At 62.4% G+C, this 16,919-nt stretch carries 24 protein-coding genes, 1 tRNA gene and 1 pseudogene; 15 read left to right on the forward strand and 11 right to left on the reverse strand.

Annotation, left to right across the window (positions count from 1 at the left end):
• Positions 1 to 987: a pyruvate dehydrogenase (acetyl-transferring) E1 component subunit alpha gene (pdhA, locus tag JC607_RS08570; protein WP_198836512.1), complete on the reverse strand. Its 987-nt coding sequence runs from the start codon at positions 985 to 987 to the stop codon at positions 1 to 3.
• A gap of 191 nt (positions 988 to 1,178) precedes the next feature.
• On the opposite strand from pdhA, the gene JC607_RS08575 reads away from it, so the two are divergent.
• On the forward strand, positions 1,179 to 1,625 hold the full coding sequence (locus JC607_RS08575; protein WP_198836513.1) for a carboxymuconolactone decarboxylase family protein: 447 nt from the start codon (positions 1,179 to 1,181) through the stop codon (positions 1,623 to 1,625).
• Between the two features lie 21 nt (positions 1,626 to 1,646).
• Here JC607_RS08575 and JC607_RS08580 read toward each other — a convergent pair whose 3' ends face one another.
• The 3 genes from JC607_RS08580 to pgk form a co-directional block, all read right to left on the reverse strand.
• Entirely contained in the window at positions 1,647 to 1,949 is a 303-nt protein-coding gene (locus JC607_RS08580; protein ID WP_198836514.1) for a septum formation initiator family protein, read from the reverse strand.
• Positions 1,950 to 2,072: 123 nt separating this feature from the next.
• The gene (locus JC607_RS08585) at positions 2,073 to 2,966 is read right to left on the reverse strand and encodes a fructose bisphosphate aldolase (RefSeq protein WP_198836515.1); all 894 of its coding nucleotides are present in this window, start codon (positions 2,964 to 2,966) and stop codon (positions 2,073 to 2,075) included.
• A gap of 94 nt (positions 2,967 to 3,060) precedes the next feature.
• Positions 3,061 to 4,251 carry a phosphoglycerate kinase gene (gene pgk, locus JC607_RS08590; protein WP_198836516.1) on the reverse strand — a complete coding sequence of 397 codons (1,191 nt, stop codon included), beginning with the start codon at positions 4,249 to 4,251 and terminating at the stop codon, positions 3,061 to 3,063.
• Between the two features lie 185 nt (positions 4,252 to 4,436).
• Between pgk and JC607_RS08595 the strand changes: the two genes are divergently transcribed.
• The 6 genes from JC607_RS08595 (at position 4,437) to JC607_RS08620 (ending at position 9,038) form a co-directional block, all read left to right on the forward strand.
• Complete coding sequence (locus JC607_RS08595) at positions 4,437 to 4,946, forward strand: peptidylprolyl isomerase (protein WP_092896672.1); 510 nt, start codon at positions 4,437 to 4,439, stop codon at positions 4,944 to 4,946.
• Positions 4,936 to 5,730: a peptidylprolyl isomerase gene (locus tag JC607_RS08600; protein WP_198836517.1), complete on the forward strand. Its 795-nt coding sequence runs from the start codon at positions 4,936 to 4,938 to the stop codon at positions 5,728 to 5,730. The genes JC607_RS08595 and JC607_RS08600 overlap by 11 nt, the downstream gene beginning before the upstream one ends.
• 137 nt (positions 5,731 to 5,867) lie before the next feature.
• Complete coding sequence (gene hisD / locus JC607_RS08605) at positions 5,868 to 7,172, forward strand: histidinol dehydrogenase (protein ID WP_198836518.1); 1,305 nt, start codon at positions 5,868 to 5,870, stop codon at positions 7,170 to 7,172.
• A gap of 170 nt (positions 7,173 to 7,342) precedes the next feature.
• The gene (locus JC607_RS08610) at positions 7,343 to 7,822 is read left to right on the forward strand and encodes a UPF0262 family protein (RefSeq protein WP_198836519.1); all 480 of its coding nucleotides are present in this window, start codon (positions 7,343 to 7,345) and stop codon (positions 7,820 to 7,822) included.
• A gap of 62 nt (positions 7,823 to 7,884) precedes the next feature.
• A complete protein-coding gene (locus tag JC607_RS08615; RefSeq protein ID WP_198836543.1) occupies positions 7,885 to 8,286 on the forward strand; it encodes a low molecular weight phosphatase family protein in 402 nt (133 codons plus the stop codon).
• 203 nt (positions 8,287 to 8,489) lie between these two features.
• On the forward strand, positions 8,490 to 9,038 hold the full coding sequence (locus JC607_RS08620; RefSeq protein ID WP_198836520.1) for a hypothetical protein: 549 nt from the start codon (positions 8,490 to 8,492) through the stop codon (positions 9,036 to 9,038).
• Between the two features lie 48 nt (positions 9,039 to 9,086).
• On the opposite strand, the gene JC607_RS08625 is transcribed toward JC607_RS08620, so the two are convergent.
• The gene (locus tag JC607_RS08625) at positions 9,087 to 9,527 is read right to left on the reverse strand and encodes a helix-turn-helix domain-containing protein (RefSeq protein ID WP_233092786.1); all 441 of its coding nucleotides are present in this window, start codon (positions 9,525 to 9,527) and stop codon (positions 9,087 to 9,089) included.
• Between the two features lie 87 nt (positions 9,528 to 9,614).
• Between JC607_RS08625 and JC607_RS08630 the strand changes: the two genes are divergently transcribed.
• The 8 genes from JC607_RS08630 to JC607_RS08665 all read left to right on the forward strand — a co-directional run bounded on the left by JC607_RS08630 (position 9,615) and on the right by JC607_RS08665 (position 14,558).
• Complete coding sequence (locus tag JC607_RS08630; protein WP_198836521.1) at positions 9,615 to 10,448, forward strand: SDR family oxidoreductase; 834 nt, start codon at positions 9,615 to 9,617, stop codon at positions 10,446 to 10,448.
• A gap of 114 nt (positions 10,449 to 10,562) precedes the next feature.
• Positions 10,563 to 10,973, forward strand: coding sequence for a ketosteroid isomerase-related protein (locus JC607_RS08635; protein WP_198836522.1), 411 nt, complete (start codon positions 10,563 to 10,565; stop codon positions 10,971 to 10,973).
• Positions 10,970 to 11,557, forward strand: coding sequence for a GNAT family N-acetyltransferase (locus JC607_RS08640; RefSeq protein ID WP_198836523.1), 588 nt, complete (start codon positions 10,970 to 10,972; stop codon positions 11,555 to 11,557). Before JC607_RS08635 ends, JC607_RS08640 begins: the two co-directional genes overlap by 4 nt.
• A gap of 156 nt (positions 11,558 to 11,713) precedes the next feature.
• Positions 11,714 to 11,932 carry a translation initiation factor IF-1 gene (gene infA, locus JC607_RS08645; RefSeq protein WP_045389309.1) on the forward strand — a complete coding sequence of 73 codons (219 nt, stop codon included), beginning with the start codon at positions 11,714 to 11,716 and terminating at the stop codon, positions 11,930 to 11,932.
• Between the two features lie 9 nt (positions 11,933 to 11,941).
• A complete protein-coding gene (locus tag JC607_RS08650) occupies positions 11,942 to 12,517 on the forward strand; it encodes a nucleoside triphosphate pyrophosphatase (RefSeq protein ID WP_198836524.1) in 576 nt (191 codons plus the stop codon).
• Positions 12,514 to 13,554 (forward strand): ribonuclease E/G, encoded by a 1,041-nt coding sequence (locus tag JC607_RS08655; protein ID WP_198836525.1) that lies wholly within the window; start codon positions 12,514 to 12,516, stop codon positions 13,552 to 13,554. The genes JC607_RS08650 and JC607_RS08655 overlap by 4 nt, the downstream gene beginning before the upstream one ends.
• Positions 13,551 to 13,736 (forward strand): DNA gyrase inhibitor YacG, encoded by a 186-nt coding sequence (locus JC607_RS08660; protein ID WP_198836526.1) that lies wholly within the window; start codon positions 13,551 to 13,553, stop codon positions 13,734 to 13,736. Before JC607_RS08655 ends, JC607_RS08660 begins: the two co-directional genes overlap by 4 nt.
• 746 nt (positions 13,737 to 14,482) lie before the next feature.
• A tRNA-Phe gene (locus JC607_RS08665) sits at positions 14,483 to 14,558 on the forward strand.
• Positions 14,559 to 14,619: 61 nt separating this feature from the next.
• Here JC607_RS08665 and JC607_RS08670 read toward each other — a convergent pair.
• From JC607_RS08670 to JC607_RS25360, 6 genes and pseudogenes are all read right to left on the reverse strand, one after another.
• Positions 14,620 to 14,832, reverse strand: a complete 213-nt coding sequence (locus tag JC607_RS08670; protein WP_370584775.1) for an integrase — start codon at positions 14,830 to 14,832, stop codon at positions 14,620 to 14,622.
• Positions 14,768 to 15,622, reverse strand: a complete 855-nt coding sequence (locus JC607_RS08675; protein ID WP_198836527.1) for a tyrosine-type recombinase/integrase — start codon at positions 15,620 to 15,622, stop codon at positions 14,768 to 14,770. The genes JC607_RS08670 and JC607_RS08675 overlap by 65 nt, the downstream gene beginning before the upstream one ends.
• A complete protein-coding gene (locus tag JC607_RS08680; RefSeq protein ID WP_198836528.1) occupies positions 15,619 to 15,795 on the reverse strand; it encodes a hypothetical protein in 177 nt (58 codons plus the stop codon). Before JC607_RS08680 ends, JC607_RS08675 begins: the two co-directional genes overlap by 4 nt.
• 8 nt (positions 15,796 to 15,803) lie before the next feature.
• Positions 15,804 to 16,292 (reverse strand): hypothetical protein, encoded by a 489-nt coding sequence (locus JC607_RS08685; RefSeq protein ID WP_198836529.1) that lies wholly within the window; start codon positions 16,290 to 16,292, stop codon positions 15,804 to 15,806.
• A gap of 3 nt (positions 16,293 to 16,295) precedes the next feature.
• The gene (locus JC607_RS08690; RefSeq protein ID WP_198836530.1) at positions 16,296 to 16,562 is read right to left on the reverse strand and encodes a hypothetical protein; all 267 of its coding nucleotides are present in this window, start codon (positions 16,560 to 16,562) and stop codon (positions 16,296 to 16,298) included.
• Positions 16,559 to 16,919, reverse strand: a pseudogene (locus tag JC607_RS25360) (hypothetical protein); the annotation flags it as partial. The pseudogene JC607_RS25360 and the gene JC607_RS08690, both read right to left, overlap by 4 nt.

The following is a 16,919-nucleotide window of genomic DNA, read 5'->3' on the forward strand; positions in this document are numbered from 1 at the left end:
TCAGACGGTAATATCGGTCCAGAGATCGCTCAGCGGCGGCTCCGGGCTTTCTTTCGAGAATTCAGCCGCCTCATTGACCAGCGCCTTGATCTCTTTGTCGATGTTCTTCAGATCGTCTTCCGAGGCCAGACCGCCCTGCAAGAGCAGATCGCGGACATGCTCGATGCAATCTTTCTCGGTCTTGATCTTCTCGACCTCTTCACGCGTCCGGTACTTCGCCGGATCCGACATCGAATGGCCGCGATAGCGATAGGTCATCATTTCGAGGATATAGGGGCCCTTGCCGGCGCGGCAGTGGGCCACGGCCTTCTCGCCTGCCGCCCTGACCGCCAACACATCCATGCCGTCTACCTGCTCACCGGGGATGCCATACGCCACGCCGCGCTCAAAAAGCGTGGTCGATTTGGTCGAACGTTTCACGCTCGTCCCCATAGCATACTGGTTGTTTTCAATGACGAAAATCACCGGCAGATCCCAGAGTTCCGCCATGTTATAGGTCTCATAGACCTGGCCCTGGTTGGCCGCGCCATCGCCGAAATAGGTAAAGGTCACATTGTCATTGCCAAGATATTTATCGGCAAATGCGAGCCCCGCGCCCAGCGGCACCTGCGCGCCCACAATGCCATGGCCGCCGTAGAAATGCTTCTCTTTCGAGAACATATGCATCGAGCCGCCCTTGCCCTTGGAATAGCCCCCGATGCGTCCGGTCAGCTCTGCCATGACGCCTTTCGGGTCCATGTCGCAGGCCAGCATATGGCCGTGATCGCGGTAAGAGGTCAGGCGCTTGTCGCCCTGCTTGGCCGCAGCCTCCAGCCCCACAACGACAGCTTCCTGGCCGATATAGAGGTGACAGAACCCCCCGATCAGCCCCATGCCGTAAAGCTGCCCCGCCTTTTCCTCAAAGCGGCGGATCAGCAGCATCTCGCGGTAATATTTCAGCAGCTCTTCTTTCGAGACATTGGGTCTCGCATCGGGCTTGCGTGCCATTGGGCTCCTCCCCGGAGTAGGTTCAGCAAATGGTTTAGCGTTAAACCATCCATACAACATCGGGGATTATTGGGTCAAAGTGAAAATGCGCGCAAGCTGCGGGGCGAGGTGAGAGGCGTCTGGCCTTCCTCCGGGGCTCTGCCTATGCTGGCACAAGTGAACAGTGACCCCGTGCAACCGGATACCTGCCGATGTCAGAGCGATTGAATTATTATAAGGCGGCCCCGGTGGCCATGAAGGCGATGCTGGACCTTGAGGCGCAGATCAAATCGCTCTCCATCCCGGCGCCCTTGCGTGAATTGCTGAAAATGCGGGTCTCACAGATCAATGGCTGTGCCTTCTGCCTTGATCTGCATGGCGGCGAGGCGAGGGCGGCCGGGGTTTCGCAGCAAAAGCTGGACGTATTGGCCGCCTGGCGCGAAAGCAGCGCCTTTGACGCGCGCGAGCGGGCGGCTCTTGCCTGGGCGGATGCGCTGACGCTTTTGCCACAAAGCCGGGCGGCCGACACGGATTACGCGCCAGTCGCGGCAGAGTTTACGCCCCAGGAACAGGTGGAGCTGACCTTGATTGTGACCACGATCAACGCCTGGAACCGCTTCGCCGTCGGGTTTCGCAACGCGCATCCGGTGCGCAGGTAAGGCCCTGATTTCGCCAGATTTTCAGCGGATCACGATCTCATCTGCACGCATATAACCCAGCACGTCACGGGCGCGCTCATCCAGCAGATCCATGTCGAGGTAATCATCTGACAGGCGATGCGTCAGGTTCTGCATCTCGGCAAGTTGCACCGCCAGTTTGTCACGCTCAACCGCCAGCCCGCTGGCCTCGGCGCGGATTTCGACCCGGCGGAACACGCCATAGTCGCCCTGAACGGCGGCGAAGGTGAAATAGGCACCCAGAGTGAACATCAGGGCGAAGTAGATGAGCCCGCCCATATTATGGCGCCGTTGTTGCCTGGTCATGTCCTGTCCGTCTCATCTGTCACCCCTCTTATCGGGGGGCCTTGCGAAAAATCATGCCATGAAACGAATCAGAAGGGAATCCCCCATGTGGCGGGATTCCCTTCAGTTTTACGCGAAAGCTGTTCAGCCCGCGATTGAGGCTGCATGGATCGAATCGACCGCCGCTTTCAGCGTGGCGTCGAATTCGGCTTCGGATTGCCCGGCGTTCAGACCTTCCGAAAGGGCGCGCGAGAAGGAGGCGATCATGCCGCGGTTCTTTGCCAGAGCTGCATTTGCCTCGTCACGCGAATAGCCGCCCGAAAGCGCCACCAGCTTCAGGACAGCCGGGTGATCGACCAGGGCTGCGTAGAAATTCGCCTCCGACGGAATGGTCAGTTTCAGCATGACCTGCGTGCCCCTGGGCAGCGCATCCAGATGCGTAAGGATCTCGCGGCGCAGGATCGCTTCGGCGGCGGCTTTATCGGTGATCGAGATCGTCACTTCCGGCTCGACGATCGGCATAAGCCCGTGGCTGATCACCTGTTTCGCGATGGCGAATTGCTGATCGACCACCGCCTTGATGCCGTCTTCATTGGCGGCGGAAATTACCGAACGTTCCTTGGTGCCATAGATCCCGGCGCGCACGGCCTTCTCCAGCAGCGCATCGAGCTCGGGCATCGCCTTCATCACCTGGCAGCCATTGACCTCGGCCTCGAGCCCCTTGTCGATCTTGAGAAACGGCACAACGCCGCGCTTTTCCCACAGATAGGTGGCGGTCGGGATACCGTCGATAGCGCGGTCCATGGTCTGCTCGAACAGGATGGCGCCGATGACCTTCTCGCCGGTAAAGGCGGGCGATTTGATGATGCGGGCGCGCATCGCATGGACCAGGTCGAACATCCCTGCCTCGTCGGACCAGGCATCCGCCTCAACGCCGTAGAGTTTCAGTGCCTTGGGGGTCGAGCCGCCCGACTGATCAAGGGCTGCGATGAAGCCCTGGCCTTTGCCGATCTGCGCCGTCATCTTTTCCGTGGTCATGGACATCACCCTTTGCCGGATCCAGTGAGATTTTGCACGCGCCATAGCCTTTCCGCCGCGGCGCGCGCAATGCTGTTAGCGCGACCAGACCGATTCAGGCCAGCAGAGCCGCCACGCCCGGCAATTCCTTGCCTTCCATCCATTCGAGGAAGGCGCCGCCGGCGGTCGAGATGAAGGTGAACGCCCCCGCAGCCCCGGCCTGGTTCAGCGCGGCAACGGTGTCGCCACCGCCTGCAACCGAGATCAGCCTGCCGGCCTCGGTCAGCCTTGCGGCCTCTTTCGCCGCCGCCACCGTGGCCGCGTCAAAAGGCGGGATCTCGAAGGCGCCGAGCGGGCCGTTCCAGATCAGCGTCGCAGACTGGCCCATGACCGCTTTCAGCCGCGCAACCGTTTCCGGGCCGGCATCAAGGATCATCGCATCCGCAGGGCAGCCTGAGGCATTGGTGATCTGGCTTGCCGCGCCGGCTTTGAACTCGCGCGCCACCACCACATCGACCGGCAGATGGATCTGGCAGCCGGTCTCTTCGGCCTTTTTCAGGATCGCGCGGGCGGTGTCTGCCATATCGCGTTCCGCGAGCGATTTGCCGACCTCGATGCCTTGCGCCACAAGGAAGGTATTCGCCATGCCGCCCCCGATCGCCAGGTGATCGACCTTGCCAACAAGGTTCCCCAGCAGATCAAGTTTGGTCGACACTTTCGCGCCACCAACCACGGCGATCACCGGGCGGGCAGGGGTGCCAAGCGCTGCGTCCAGCGCTTTCAGCTCGGCCTCCATCAGCCGCCCGGCCGCATGCGGGAGCGCGCGCGCGAGGGCTTCGGTCGAGGCATGTGCCCGGTGCGCGGCCGAAAACGCATCATTCACATAGACATCACCAAGTGCTGCAAATTCCGCCGCAAGCGCGGGATCGTTCTTTTCTTCGCCCGCGTGGAACCGGGTGTTTTCCAGCAGCACGACATCGCTTTGCGCCGCCGAAGCAATCGCGGCCTTTGCCACAGCGCCCGTGCTTTCCGTCGCGAAAATCACCTTGCGGCCCAGGCTTGCCTCAAGGGCCGGGGCGATGCGGCCAAGGCTCATCTCAGGGACGACCTTGCCTTTGGGCCGGTCGAAATGCGCCAGCAACACCACTTTGCCGCCGCGCGCGATGATATCCTCGACCGTCGGGCGGATCTTATCGATGCGGGTTGTATCAGAGACCCGGTCCCCTTCCATCGGCACATTGATATCGACCCGCGTCAGCACGGTTTTGCCGGCCAGTGCGATATCATCCAGCGTTTTCCAGCTCATCGGTCTCTCCCAATATGCGTCATTCGGGGTTGGTTAGCGCTAACACCCGGGGTGCATCCTGCTTTTCGCGCAATTCTTTCCGCGCATTTTGCCCTCCCGTCAACCGATCACGCCCATTTGCCCTTCCCCCCTGAGGCGCTTGCGGTTAATTTCCCGCCCGACCAGAAGCCTGCAAGGGAAGCACAATGGCCGAGATCAAGGACCCCGAGAACACCATCATCCTGACGCTGAAAGACGGCGAAGTGGTGATCGAGCTTCTCCCGGATGTCGCACCAAAGCATGTCGAGCGCATGAAACAGCTCGCCCGCGACAAAGCCTATGACAATGTGGCTTTCCACCGCGTGATCGAGGGCTTCATGGCCCAGACCGGCGATGTAGAGCACGCCAATATGGAAAAAGACTACAATCCGCGCCGCTCGGGCACGGGTGGGTCGCAATATGATGATCTGCCGGCAGAATTCTCGAAACTGCCGCATGATCGCGGCACGATCGGCGCTGCGCGCTCGCAGAACCCGAATTCGGCAAACAGCCAGTTCTTCATCAATTTCAAGGATAACTCCTTCCTGAACGGCCAGTATACCGTTTACGGCCGGGTGATTTCCGGGATGGAATTTGTTGACAAGATCACCCGGGGCGAGCCGCCGGTCACCCCCGATCGCATGATCACTGTAAGGGTTGCCGCCGATGTTGCGTAAGGTTCTCGTTGCCACGCTTTTGCTGAGCGCGCCTGCCTTTGCGCAGGATGTTCCCGATCTGCCGGGCCCGAATCTGGTGCTCGACATCCAGGGCGAGGCCAATGGCCGCGTGGTCATTGACCTGCTTGACGATAAGGCGCCGAAACATGTGGCGCAGATCGTTCAGCTCGCGACAGAGGGCGCCTATGATGGCGTGGTCTTTCACCGCGTGATCGATGGTTTCATGGCCCAGACCGGTGATGTGCAGTTCGGCAAACCGGCTACGCTGGCCGAAGAGCTTGCCAAATTGCCGAAAGGTGCGGCTGAAGGCACCTATAAGCTCCATGGTATGGAGATCCCGGCGGAATTCGTCAGCGCCGGCATGGGTGGCTCGCATCTGCCTGATATTCCGGCAGAGTTTTCGGATGTCTCGTTCCAGCGCGGCATCGTCGGCATGGCGCGCAGCCAGGATCCGAATTCGGCCAACAGCCAGTTCTTCATCATGTTTGCGCCCGGTGATTTCCTTGACGGCAATTATACCGTTGTCGGTCGGGTGATTTCGGGCATGGATGTGGTCGATAAGATCAGGCGCGGCCCGGCCGAGCAAAATGGCGCGGTTGCCGAGAACCCCGATGTGATCGTCAAGGCGAGCATCGAGGCTGCGGCTGCAGCGCCAGCAACCGGCGCCGAGCCGGCAGATTCTGCTCCGGTTGAGGCCGCTCCGGCTGAAGCGCCCGCAGAAGCTCCGGCTGAAGCTCCGGCTGAAGCACCCGCAGAGGCCCCTGCGGACGCTCCGGCGCAATAAGCCAGGGCTGACAATCAGAAAGGGCGGCGCGCATCGACCATGCGCGCCGCCCTTTTCCATATGGCGCTGTTTACCTCGGCCACAGCGCGGGATATGCGCGGGCCAAGACTGGCGGCAATCACGCGCGGAGGCCCGCAATGGCGCATTTCCTTTCCACCCGGGATCCCGGATTCGAGGCGGATTTTACCGCTTTCCTTGGCATGAAGCGCGAGGACAGTCCCGAAGTGGATGATGTTGTCGCCGCGATCATCGCGGATGTGCGGGCGCGGGGCGATCTGGCGGTGACCGAACTGACCGCACGCTTTGACCGGCTCTCGCTGACACCGGGCCAGCTGGCCTTCACGCCTGAAGAGATCGAGGCGGAATGCGCGAAAGTCTCGCCCGAGGATGCGGCAGCGCTGACGCTCGCGGCGGAACGGATCCGCGCCTATCACGTCCGCCAGATGCCCCAGGATCAGATGTGGACCGACCCGGAAGGCGCAACGCTTGGCTGGCGCTGGACGCCGGTCTCGGCGGCCGGGCTTTATGTGCCGGGGGGGCTCGCCTCTTACCCGTCTTCGGTTCTGATGAATGCGATCCCGGCACGGGTGGCCGGGGTGGAGCGTCTGGTGATCACCTGCCCGACGCCGGGCGGCGAGGTCAATCCGCTGGTGATCTTTGCGGCAAGGCTCGCCGGGGTCGATACGATCTACCGGATCGGGGGCGCGCAGGCGGTGGCGGCGCTGGCTTACGGCACCGCGACGATCCGCGCGGTCGATAAGATCACCGGGCCGGGGAATGCCTTTGTCGCGGCCGCGAAGCGGCGGGTGTTCGGCAAGGTGGGGATCGACATGATCGCCGGCCCTTCCGAGATCCTTGTGATCGCCGATGGTACGGCAGACCCGGATTTCGTGGCGCTGGATATGCTGAGCCAGGCTGAGCATGACGCCTCGGCCCAGGCGATTCTGGTCACGGCGGATGAGGCTTTTGCCCGTGCCTGTGTGGCGGCGCTGGAGAAGCGTCTTGAGACGCTGGAGCGGCGCGAGATCGCGCAGGCGAGCTGGCGCGACAATGGTGCCGTGATTCTGGTGCGCGACCTCGCCGAGGCCGCAGAGCTTTCGAACCGTGTCGCACCCGAGCATCTGGAGATCTGCACCGAAGACCCGGAGGCGGTCTCGGCGCAGATCACCCATGCCGGGGCGATTTTCCTCGGCCAATGGACCCCCGAGGCCATCGGCGACTATATCGGCGGCCCGAACCATGTGCTGCCGACGGCGCGTTCGGCGCGGTTCTCCTCGGGGCTGTCAGTTCTCGAATTCCTCAAACGCACCACGATCGCGAAGATGTCCCCGGCGGCTCTGGCGGCGATCGGACCGGCGGCGGAGCGGCTGGCGCGGTCGGAAAGCCTGGAGGCGCATGGGCTGAGTGTGCGGGCGCGGCTGGACCGGCTGAACGGGGCCTGAGGGCGGCTGAATGCGGGACCGGGGAGGGGGGCTGTCTGCCCCCCACGGCCTGCGGCCTCCCCCCGAGGATATTTTTCGACAGAAAATGAGGGGCTCGGCGTCTGGCGGTGCGCTTGCGTGCGGCGATGCGCTCGGGCATCAAGGGGCGACGCATTTTCCGGAACACCCGCATGACCAACCGCATCTGCCATATCGAGATCGACGAGAAGGGCCTCATACGCCCGACGCCGGAGATCGAACAGGAGCGCAAGGTCGCGATTTTCGATCTGCTGGAGGAGAACAGCTTCGGCCTTCCCGCCCGCGAGGGGCGCGAGGTGCCGCCTGGCCCCTATCGTCTGGCGCTGGCGATCCGGGAGGGGCGGCTGGTCTTCGGGATTGCCCGCGAGGATGAGGCCCAGGTCGGTGAATTCCATCTGAGCCTCGGCCCGTTCCGCCAGGTGGTGAAGGATTATTTCCAGATCTGCGAGAGCTATTTCGAGGCGGTGAAGCGCCTGCCGCCCAGCCAGATCGAGGCGATCGACATGGCGCGGCGCGGGATTCACAACGAGGGGGCCGCGATCTTGCAGGAACGGCTCGAGGGCAAGGCCGAGGTCGATCGCGACACCGCCCGGCGCCTCTTCACCCTCATCTGCGTGCTGCACTGGGGGTAAGATTGGTCGATTTCCCGCAGTCCATCCTGTTCTGCTGCGACCATAATGCGGTGCGCTCTCCCATGGCCGAGGGGATGGCGAAGAAATTCTACGGCCAGCGCGCCTATGTGCAATCGGCGGGCGTGAAGAATGACATGGAGGTGGATGGCTTTTCGGTGGCGGTCTGCCAGGAGATCGGGGTGGAACTGTCGCGCCACCGCGCCAGGTCCTTCGAGGAAATGCAGGAATGGGGCGATGATCTGGGGCAGTTCGATCTGATCGTGGCGCTGTCGCCGGCAAGCCAGCGCCAGGCGCTGGAGCTGACGCGCTGGCATCATCTCGAGGTCGAATACTGGCCGATACTTGATCCGACCGGACTTGGCGAAAGCCGCGAGGCCAAACTCTCCGCCTATCGCCAGGCGCGCGATCAGATCCGTGACCGCATGATCCAGAGATTTGGCCCGCCGGTGCCGGTCGGGGGCTGAGCGCCCGGAACTCACGCGCCAGAGGACCGGGGTGGGAGTGACACCGGGCGGGGTGCGGTGCACAACGCCTGTGTGCTTTCCGGGGGGAGTGAGGCGGATCGCGCCTTTTCGCCCCGCAAACATCAGCTTTGCGCCGAATATGCGCCATATTGTCCTGGCATCCAGAGGCCAGTGGTCGCATCGTTCAGGACACGGGGAAGCTTATGTCTGGTATTCCGGGATCATCTTATACCCTTCTGGCCTTCTATCTATTGCTGACCGCTGCCAGCTGTTTCCTGATCGGAGGGATGGCGCCGATGATGGTGGTGCTTGCCGGTCTGTGGATGACCATTCGCCGCAGCGATTTGCGCCATCTGAAAAACGCGGGCCTGCTCATCAGCTGGTTCTACGCCGTGGCAGCCATCGTCTCGCTGCTGGTCGCGGCAAGTCACGTCGCCGCGCTTTCCAGCCCGGCTCTGCAGGGGCTGACCATGGTGGAACACCAGTATTTCGTGCGGGTCTTCGGCCTGGCGGCGCTGCTGAGCGCCTTTGGCTGGGCGATGACCAGACATGCGCTTTTGCCGGCCTTTCTGCCCTATGGCCGCGCGATTGCCGTTCATGGCTTCTGGGGAAACCGCAATCGTGATGGTGCTGTGGCGCGCAACCGGCTTGCGGCGGAACTGGCGAAATGGGGCGAAATGCAAAGCGAATTCAGGGTCGCCGGGGAGAAAGGCGGCTCTGATTCCCCTGAGGGGGCGCGGGCCGCAGCCTGATTCGGTCTGCCGGCCTGACCTGCGGGGCAGGCAGCACGGACCGGGCTTTCAGCCCCGGGCTGTTTCGCGTTCAGACAGAGCTGCGTCGCTGTCGAAGCCTGTTTTACCTGCGGCGAGAATAGTCTCCAACTCTGCCTCGATCCAGCCGACCAGACCGATCAGCCGCGCCGCCGCCGCCTGCCCAAGGGCTGTCAGCTCATAATCGACATGCGGCGGCACCACCGGATGCGCTGTCCGCAACACGAACCCATCCGCCTCAAGATCTTTGAGCACCTGGGACAGCATCCTTTCACTGACCCCCGCCACCCTGCGCCGCAATGCGGCAAAACGATGTGGCCCGGTGGCCAGCGCCACCATCACCAGAACGCCCCAGCGGCTGGTCAGATGTTGCAGGATGCGCCGCGACGGGCATTCGGCGGCAAGGACATTGCCCTCGCGCCAGCCCTGCATCAGGCGCTGTGCATCTGTCGTGATGAGGCTGTGCGTCATTGTTCCATACTTACAAAATGGTGCGTACTTATTTTTTGTAAGTATGGTGCTATTATTGTCCTGTCAAATCCGGAACAGGAGAAACCAATGACCATCGCCATCACCGGAGCCACCGGCCAGCTGGGCCGCCTCGCCATTGCCGCGACCAGAACCCGGGGCGCCAGCCCCATCGCTCTTGTCCGCAGCCCGGAAAAGGCTGCCGATCTGGGCGTCGGGGCCCGTGCTTTCGACTATGACAAGGCAGATCCCGCCGCGCTGAAGGGGGTCGATACGCTGGTGCTGATCTCGGCCAATGAGGTCGGCAAGCGTTTCGCGCAGCACAAGGCGGTGATCGATGCTGCCAAAGCCGCTGGCGTGAAGCGGATCATCTATACATCGCTCCTGAAGGGCGATGCCTCGCCGATGAAACTCGCCGCTGAACATGTCGAAACCGAAGCGGCGCTGCGGGCTTCGGGGATCGCTTACACGATCCTCAGGAATGGCTGGTATAGCGAGAACCTGACAGGTGCCCTGGCGCCCGCGATCGAACATGGCACGATCATCGGCTCGGCCGGGGAAGGGCGTTATTCGGCGGCCGCGCGCGCGGATTATGCCGAGGCGATTGCGGTCACCGCGATTGAGGCGGGCCATGAGAACAAGATCTATGAGCTTGCCGGCGATACCGGCTTCACCGGTGCCGATCTGGCCGCCGAAGTGGCCAGACAGGCCGGGAAGCCGGTTGGCTATGTGAACCTGCCCGAGGCGGACTATGCCAAAGCCCTTGAAGGTTTCGGCCTGCCGGCGGGATTCGCCGCAATCCTCGCCGACAGCGATGCCCAGACTGCGAAGGGGGCGCTGTTCGATGACAGCAAAACGCTCTCGCGCCTGATCGGCCACCCGACCACGCCGCTGACTGCGACCGTGGCCGCCGCGCTGGCCTGATCGCTTTCCGGGCGGCCTGTCCCCAGGGGCCGCCCGGAGACCCTGAAAGGGCGTTTTCAGGCTTTCCCCTGCGCGGCAACCGGCTATCCTCGCGCCCAAATGAAAGGGAGAGCCATGTCCGCATCCGACACCCGTAAGCTGATCGAATCCTATTACACCGCTTTCAACGCGCTGAATCCCGAAGGCATGACGGCGCTTGTCAGCGAGGATATCGAACACCGCGTCAATGAGGGCGGCATCCGGTGGGGCCGCGGGAAATTCGCGGAATTTGGTTCGCATATGGGCGTCTCCTACCGCGAAGAGCTCAGGGATATCGTGATCTTCGTGACCGAAGACGGCAGCCGCGCGGCGGCTGAATTCGTCGTTCATGGTGAATATCTGAAGACCGATCCGGGCCTGCCCGAGGCAAAGGGCCAGAAATACATCCTCCCGGCGGGGTCGTTTTTTGACGTGAAGGGCGGCAGGATCACCCGCATCACCACCTTCTACAACCTCAATGACTGGATCGAACAGGTCTCGAAATGAGCCTGACCGTCCGCGCGCTGAAGGGGGCCGAGCTTGAGGCCGCGCTGGACGATATGGCGCGGCTTCGCATCACTGTGTTCCGCGCCTGGCCCTATCTCTATGATGGTACGCTCGATTACGAGCGCACCTATCTTCAGGCCTATCGCGACAGCCCGGGTGCGCTGCTGGTGGCGGCAATTGATGACGGCAGGATCGTCGGCGCCTCGACCTCAGCGCCGATGGAGGATCATGCGGCTGAATTCGCCGAACCGATGCGCCAGACCGGCCTCGCGCTGGAAAAAATCCTCTATGGCGCGGAATCGGTCCTTTTGCCGGAATATCGGGGCAGGGGCGTCGGGCACCGTTTCTTTGACCTGCGCGAAGACCATGCCCGCAGCCTTGGTCGCAGCCATGTCGCTTTCTGCTCGGTGATGCGCCCCGGGGATCACCCGCTGCGCCCTGACGCATATCGCAGCAATGACGCCTTCTGGACGAAACGCGGCTATGCACCGCTGCCGGGCGCCATCGCGCATTTCAGCTGGCGCGACCTCGGGGAAGTCAGCGATACCGAAAAACCACTGCAGTTCTGGATCCGCCAGCTCTGAACTGTCAGCGCGAATGCCAGGCCGGAAAACCCGTCTCTTCGCGCGATCAGCCAGGCGCGCAAACCAGAAAGCCCTTGTAAACCCCCGGCACAAAGCGCATATGCCCGGGGCAGAAGGCCTGCGTTTCCCGCGGGCCCTTTCCTATTCGGAGTGAACATGGCCAAGGAAGACATTCTCGAATTCCCGGGTGTCGTGAAGGAACTCCTGCCCAATGCGACATTCAAGGTCGAACTCGACAATGGCCATGAACTGATCGCAACGATGGCAGGCAAGATGCGCAAGAACCGCATCCGTGTTCTGGCAGGCGACAAGGTCCAGGTGGAAATGACCCCCTACGACCTCTCGAAGGGCCGCATCAATTACCGCTTCAAGTAAGCTGTTATCTTGCGACTGATCCTCGGATCCGCCTCGCCGCGCCGCAAAGAGCTGTTGGCGCAAATGGGGATCACACCCGATCTCATTCTGCCTCCCGATATCGACGAGGATCCCCGCAAAGGCGAGCTGCCGCGCCCCTATGCGGCGCGTCTCGCGCGGGAAAAGGCGCTGGCGGTAGAGGCCGGGCCTGATGATATCGTGCTTTGTGCCGATACGACGGTGGCACTTGGCCGCCGCATTCTCGGCAAGCCCGCAGACGCGGTCGAAGCGGCCTCGTTTCTGGCGCTGCTCGGCGGGCGCCGCCATGAGGTGATCACTGCCATCGCTTTGCGCAAAGGCGCGCGGATCTGGGCGCGGGAAAGCGTCTCGGCGGTTAAGATGAAGCGACTCTCGGATGATGAAATGAATGCCTATCTCGCCAGCGGCGACTGGCAGGGCAAGGCCGGCGGCTATGGCATACAGGGCCAGGCCGGCGCGTTCATTCCATGGATTTCGGGGTCTTACAGCGGAATCATGGGCCTTCCGGTCGCCGAGACCGCACAGCTTTTGACGGCGGCCGGCTATCCGGTCTGGAGGCAGGTATGAAGGGACGGGTTGTTCTTCTCGATCAGATAGACGGGCGCGAGGCGGCGGCTTTGCTGGTTGACGGGATCCTGGAAGAGATCGCGATCGATCCGGTCAGCGTCGATCTGGCACCGGGCGCGATCTGCCGCGCCATTGCCGACCGGCCGGTCAAGGGGCAGGGCGGCGTTTTTGTCAAACTCCCGGATGGCGCGCGCGGGTTTCTGCGCCAGGTCTCGGGCATCGCGCCGGGCCAGCGGCTGATCGTCCAGGTGTCCGGCCCGGCCGAACCCGGCAAGGCGCTGCCGGTCTCGATCCGTGTTCTGTTCAAATCCCGCTATGCAATTCTGACGCCAGGCGCGCCGGGGCTGAATGTCTCGCGCCGGATTCGCGATGAGGATCTGCGTGCAGAGCTTGACGCCCTTGCGGGCCGCGCAATGGCAGGGGCGGCGCCTGATCTCGGGCTGATCCTCCGTTCGGTCTGCGACGCTGCGGATCCCGAAGAGATCGCCGAAGATATTGCCAGTCTGCGCGGGTTGACCGAGGCCGTGCTGGCCGATCTCAATGGCGCGCCGGAACTCCTGGTCGACGCGCCCGGGGCGCATGAGCTTGCCTGGCGCGACTGGGGCGATCCCGCACCTGATGAGGTGATCGAGGAACCGGGCAGTTTTGCCGATTTTGGTGTGGCCGATCAGCTGGATGCGCTGACCGGGGCGCGGGTCGGTTTGCCGGGCGGCGGTCATATCTGGATCGAGCCCACCCGGGCCCTGGTGGCCGTTGATGTGAATACCGGCCCCGATACCTCGCCGGCGGCTGCGCTGAAGATCAATATCGCCGCCGCGCGGGAACTGCCGCGTCAGCTGCGGCTGCGCGGCCTTGGCGGCCAGGTGGTGATCGACTTCGCGCCGATGCCAAAACGCGACCGCAATATCCTCGACCAGGTGATCCGCGCGGCCTTCAAGGGCGGCGGCGAGACCAGCCTGGCCGGCTGGAGCGGGCTCGGCCTGTTCGAACTGACCCGGCGCCGGGAGGGCCTCGCGCTGAGTGCGCTCTGGCCATGACCTGTCCGATCTGCGGCAAAAAGACCGAAGCTGCCGCGCGCCCCTTCTGTTCAAAGCGCTGTGCCGATATCGATCTCGCGCGCTGGCTGGGCGATGGCTACCGGATCGGCGGTGCTGAGGATGATCCCGCAGCCGATGTGCCAGAGGCAGAGCCGTCAGCACCGCCGGATCGGGCTCACTGACCGCAGAGCCTGCCGCCTCTCTGGCGCGGGCCGCTGGCCGGGCAGAGATATAGTTTTCGCAATCTGTGCTCCGGAGCAGTCAGCGTCTCCGCTTGACGTCATTGCAGATTGCACAGTCCCACGCGCCATTGGCTTTCTGCCTGGCTTTATGGGCCGCATATTGGGCCATGCAACGCGACGTGGCAGACAAGATCAGGAAAGCCGTCTCACAAGCGAAGAGGTGACTGGCCCGGTGGCTTTCCTTTCCGGCGGAAAATGTCGCAACTGCCAGTAAAGCAGGTGCGAACCATGGCCGGCCCTGAGGCACCCCGCGAGGGCCCTGGCTGCACGACAACTTGCGGGTCCGTGCCTGCCTCCGGCGCGCCACGCGAGGCGTTGAGCTCCTGTACTCCCAAACCAGACGCCCCCGGAGCGCATGCCTGTCGACCCTGTGCCCCGATCATTTTCTGTTTCGCCTGATACCTGATGCTTCCTGCATGACCCGGGCGGATTCTCCTTCCTGATCACGCTGTCTGTGGAGACCGGTACAGGCCAGACCTCAGCTGCCATATCTGTGCGGCTTCCGGGCTCGCCGAGTTCTCTGCGGGCGGTCTGCTGCGACGGAAAAGGCGTTCCTGACAGAGATGGAGGCAAAATCGGCCAGTCAAAACATTGTTTCAGGACAATGATTTCGCCTTCTTGGAAACTTATTCGTTTTCCCTCTGGACAGCGCCGGACACACTCGGTATCACCCCGCCACCAAGGTTGCCCGGATAGCTCAGTTGGTAGAGCAGCGGATTGAAAATCCGCGTGTCGGCGGTTCAAATCCGTCTCCGGGCACCATCTTTTCAGTGACTTAGACTATGTTGTTGTGTTGCCATGTAAATCTGGCAACATTCGTGTTTCATTCTTGTTCCGTTCCGCGCTTGATTTGTGCAGCCTTTTCTCGCGCTTTTTGGCGCGCCGGACCCGCATACTTTGCCACCATCGCGCTGGTTTTGTATCCGGTGATCGAAGCGATCAACTCGTCGCTGCATCCGGCCACTGCCAGTTCAGCAGCAGCGGCATAGCGCAGGCCGTGAATATCGTATTTCTCTGCGCCGATAGCCTCGCGCACCTGCCTGACAGCCTTTGCAGCTGGGAAATAGGTCAGGGCGCGTCCTTGGGGGCCCCCATGCGCAGATCGTAAGCCCAATGCACGGTGTTGCGTCCACGAGGGCCCTCAGGCGCGCGGTAAAGGGCACCCACCGGCGCGCTCCAGTCTTGCCTTGGGTGACATTAATCCCGTCGCCCTCGATATCGCTCCAGCGCATTTTCAGCACATCCCCGATGCGCTGACCGGTGCCAAGCGCAAGTTCGAAGATCAGCAGCGCGCGCCCGGCGGCTTTCGCGCGATAGGCGTCGATCATGTCTTGCGGCCATGCCTCTCGCGGCGGGGCACCCGACTTAAGCAGGCGCACGCCTTTGGCCGGATTATCCTCGCGCCAGCCCTGGTCAATCCCATGCTCGAAGAGGATCCGCAGCACCTGGACGATGTAATTGGCGAAGCGCACCGTCTCCGCATTGGCATCCCGCGCCCGGATCACGTCCTTGCGCTGCATACCGGCAACGTCCAGCGTACCCAGTTTGCTTTTGATCCAGATCAGCACCTTGTCATAGTCTCGGGCCGTGCGAGGTGCGAGGCCCTTGTATCTCGGGCTGGCATGGTAGGACTGGATCAGAGCCGCAAATGTGCGCCCGGTCGCAGTCTGCGGGGCCACCAGCGCGCCGTTAAGGATTGCGGCATATTCGAAGGCAAACTCCTTGGTGCCGGGGGCAGCATTGATCTTCACCGTTTTCCAGCCCCTTCGCTGAAAATACAGCCCCTTGGGCTTCTGGTAGACGTGAGCGGGCAGCGCGCGTTTCAACGGCTGAAATCCACCATGTCAAAGGCATCGGGTTTCCCGCCTTGCGATCCGGGCGGGGTGATCTCCATGAGGCCGGTGTTGGTATCCCACTGCACCTTGCAGCCCATGGCAATCATTTCCTTCATCACGGCGAGTCTTTCGCTCGGCTTCACTGTCGGCCTGATCTGTTGCATTGCCCCCATCATCCGCCCCCTTTCTCTTGCGCGGCGGCGCGGGCGGTCTCCACCCATAGCCGTTCGTCTGCCTCGTCTTCCGACCAGAGTTTCAGCCCATCAGCCTCAAGGGCGGCGCGGTTCTCTGGGGTGTCGATCACTGGCTCTATGGTCCAGCAATCCCCGATCCCCCCGACAAGACGGCTCTCGCGCAGCCTTGCCCTCAGATCATCGTGTCCTTTGAAACGGAGCGAATGACCCTCGACCGACCATGCGCCGTAGGTGTCAGGGAAGTAATATGCATCGCTCTCGACAAGCTGTTTTCGCAGGACGCCGCGAGGGTCCACCTTCGTCACATGGCCGGTCTTTCGGTTACGCCAGACCATCGACCCATTGGCGTTGATTGTGTCCAGCACCTGCTTGTGCGTCAGGCCAGCATATTTGGCGATTTCACTGATCGTTGCAGAGTCCTTGAATTTCAGCGTGGCTCGGATTGCGTCCAGGACTGGCCGTTCCATCCGCTATTCCCCGATCTTCGCGAGCGCGGCGCGGGCCTTGTCGTGCCAAACGTCCTTGCTTTCGTTCGCTTCCCATCTGGCGCCGAGCCAGTGTTTTTCGTGGCAATGGCGCAGATAAATCAGTTCGGCCAATTCCTCGATCCTAGTCTCACCGTCTGCGCGCAGGTATTCAACCTGATCAATCGCCACATGTGTGGTGGTCGCATAAGCATTGGCCCAGCCGTCCTGGTCGTCGCCTTCCCAAGCCCAGATCCGTTCCGGCCCGCTCATCCCTGCATCCCCCGATAGGCGCGGAGGATGGCGATAAGCCAGGCACGGGCGGGGTTGTCGAATGACGACTGATGCTGCTGGAACAGCATTTCGCTTGGCCTGCTGACCCAAGAAAAATTAAGAATGCCATGTGTCTCGATCTTCCAGACCCACCCCGAGAGCAGCGCCTCATGCAGCGCTTTCGCGGCGTCGAGAGAGCCGTGATATGCGTCCCAAGCAAGGGCATATCTATCGCCTTCGTGCGGAGGGAAGGCTCCGAAGAACAGCCATTGGCCATGCTCCCCCTTTGTGCGCGGCTGATGTGGACCTGTCCCGGTTCTGTTCCGGTCTTCTGAGAGCGATGCTCTCTTCAAAGGA

Origin of the sequence: Paracoccus sp. IB05, assembly GCF_016405985.1 — a bacterium.
GTDB lineage: Bacteria > Pseudomonadota > Alphaproteobacteria > Rhodobacterales > Rhodobacteraceae > Pseudogemmobacter.

Bases quoted from the DNA above. Each gene is read 5' to 3' on its own strand.
- pdhA (WP_198836512.1), bottom strand. From the start codon at position 987: ATGGCACGCAAGCCCGATGCGAGACCCAATGTCTCGAAAGAAGAGCTG.
- JC607_RS08585 (WP_198836515.1), bottom strand. From the start codon at position 2,966: ATGACCACGGAAAAGATGACGGCGCAGATCGGCAAAGGCCAGGGCTTC.
- JC607_RS08615 (WP_198836543.1), top strand. From the start codon at position 7,885: ATGGCCGAGGGGATGGCGAAGAAATTCTACGGCCAGCGCGCCTATGTG.
- JC607_RS08635 (WP_198836522.1), top strand. From the start codon at position 10,563: ATGTCCGCATCCGACACCCGTAAGCTGATCGAATCCTATTACACCGCT.
- JC607_RS08690 (WP_198836530.1), bottom strand. From the start codon at position 16,562: ATGAGCGGGCCGGAACGGATCTGGGCTTGGGAAGGCGACGACCAGGAC.
- hisD (WP_198836518.1), top strand. From the start codon at position 5,868: ATGGCGCATTTCCTTTCCACCCGGGATCCCGGATTCGAGGCGGATTTT.
- JC607_RS08630 (WP_198836521.1), top strand. From the start codon at position 9,615: ATGACCATCGCCATCACCGGAGCCACCGGCCAGCTGGGCCGCCTCGCC.
- infA (WP_045389309.1), top strand. From the start codon at position 11,714: ATGGCCAAGGAAGACATTCTCGAATTCCCGGGTGTCGTGAAGGAACTC.
- JC607_RS08625 (WP_233092786.1), bottom strand. From the start codon at position 9,527: ATGACGCACAGCCTCATCACGACAGATGCACAGCGCCTGATGCAGGGC.
- JC607_RS08640 (WP_198836523.1), top strand. From the start codon at position 10,970: ATGAGCCTGACCGTCCGCGCGCTGAAGGGGGCCGAGCTTGAGGCCGCG.
- JC607_RS08655 (WP_198836525.1), top strand. From the start codon at position 12,514: ATGAAGGGACGGGTTGTTCTTCTCGATCAGATAGACGGGCGCGAGGCG.
- JC607_RS08685 (WP_198836529.1), bottom strand. From the start codon at position 16,292: ATGGAACGGCCAGTCCTGGACGCAATCCGAGCCACGCTGAAATTCAAG.
- JC607_RS08600 (WP_198836517.1), top strand. From the start codon at position 4,936: ATGTTGCGTAAGGTTCTCGTTGCCACGCTTTTGCTGAGCGCGCCTGCC.
- JC607_RS08620 (WP_198836520.1), top strand. From the start codon at position 8,490: ATGTCTGGTATTCCGGGATCATCTTATACCCTTCTGGCCTTCTATCTA.
- JC607_RS08575 (WP_198836513.1), top strand. From the start codon at position 1,179: ATGTCAGAGCGATTGAATTATTATAAGGCGGCCCCGGTGGCCATGAAG.
- pgk (WP_198836516.1), bottom strand. From the start codon at position 4,251: ATGAGCTGGAAAACGCTGGATGATATCGCACTGGCCGGCAAAACCGTG.
- JC607_RS08660 (WP_198836526.1), top strand. From the start codon at position 13,551: ATGACCTGTCCGATCTGCGGCAAAAAGACCGAAGCTGCCGCGCGCCCC.
- JC607_RS08595 (WP_092896672.1), top strand. From the start codon at position 4,437: ATGGCCGAGATCAAGGACCCCGAGAACACCATCATCCTGACGCTGAAA.
- JC607_RS08580 (WP_198836514.1), bottom strand. From the start codon at position 1,949: ATGACCAGGCAACAACGGCGCCATAATATGGGCGGGCTCATCTACTTC.
- JC607_RS08680 (WP_198836528.1), bottom strand. From the start codon at position 15,795: ATGCAACAGATCAGGCCGACAGTGAAGCCGAGCGAAAGACTCGCCGTG.
- JC607_RS08610 (WP_198836519.1), top strand. From the start codon at position 7,343: ATGACCAACCGCATCTGCCATATCGAGATCGACGAGAAGGGCCTCATA.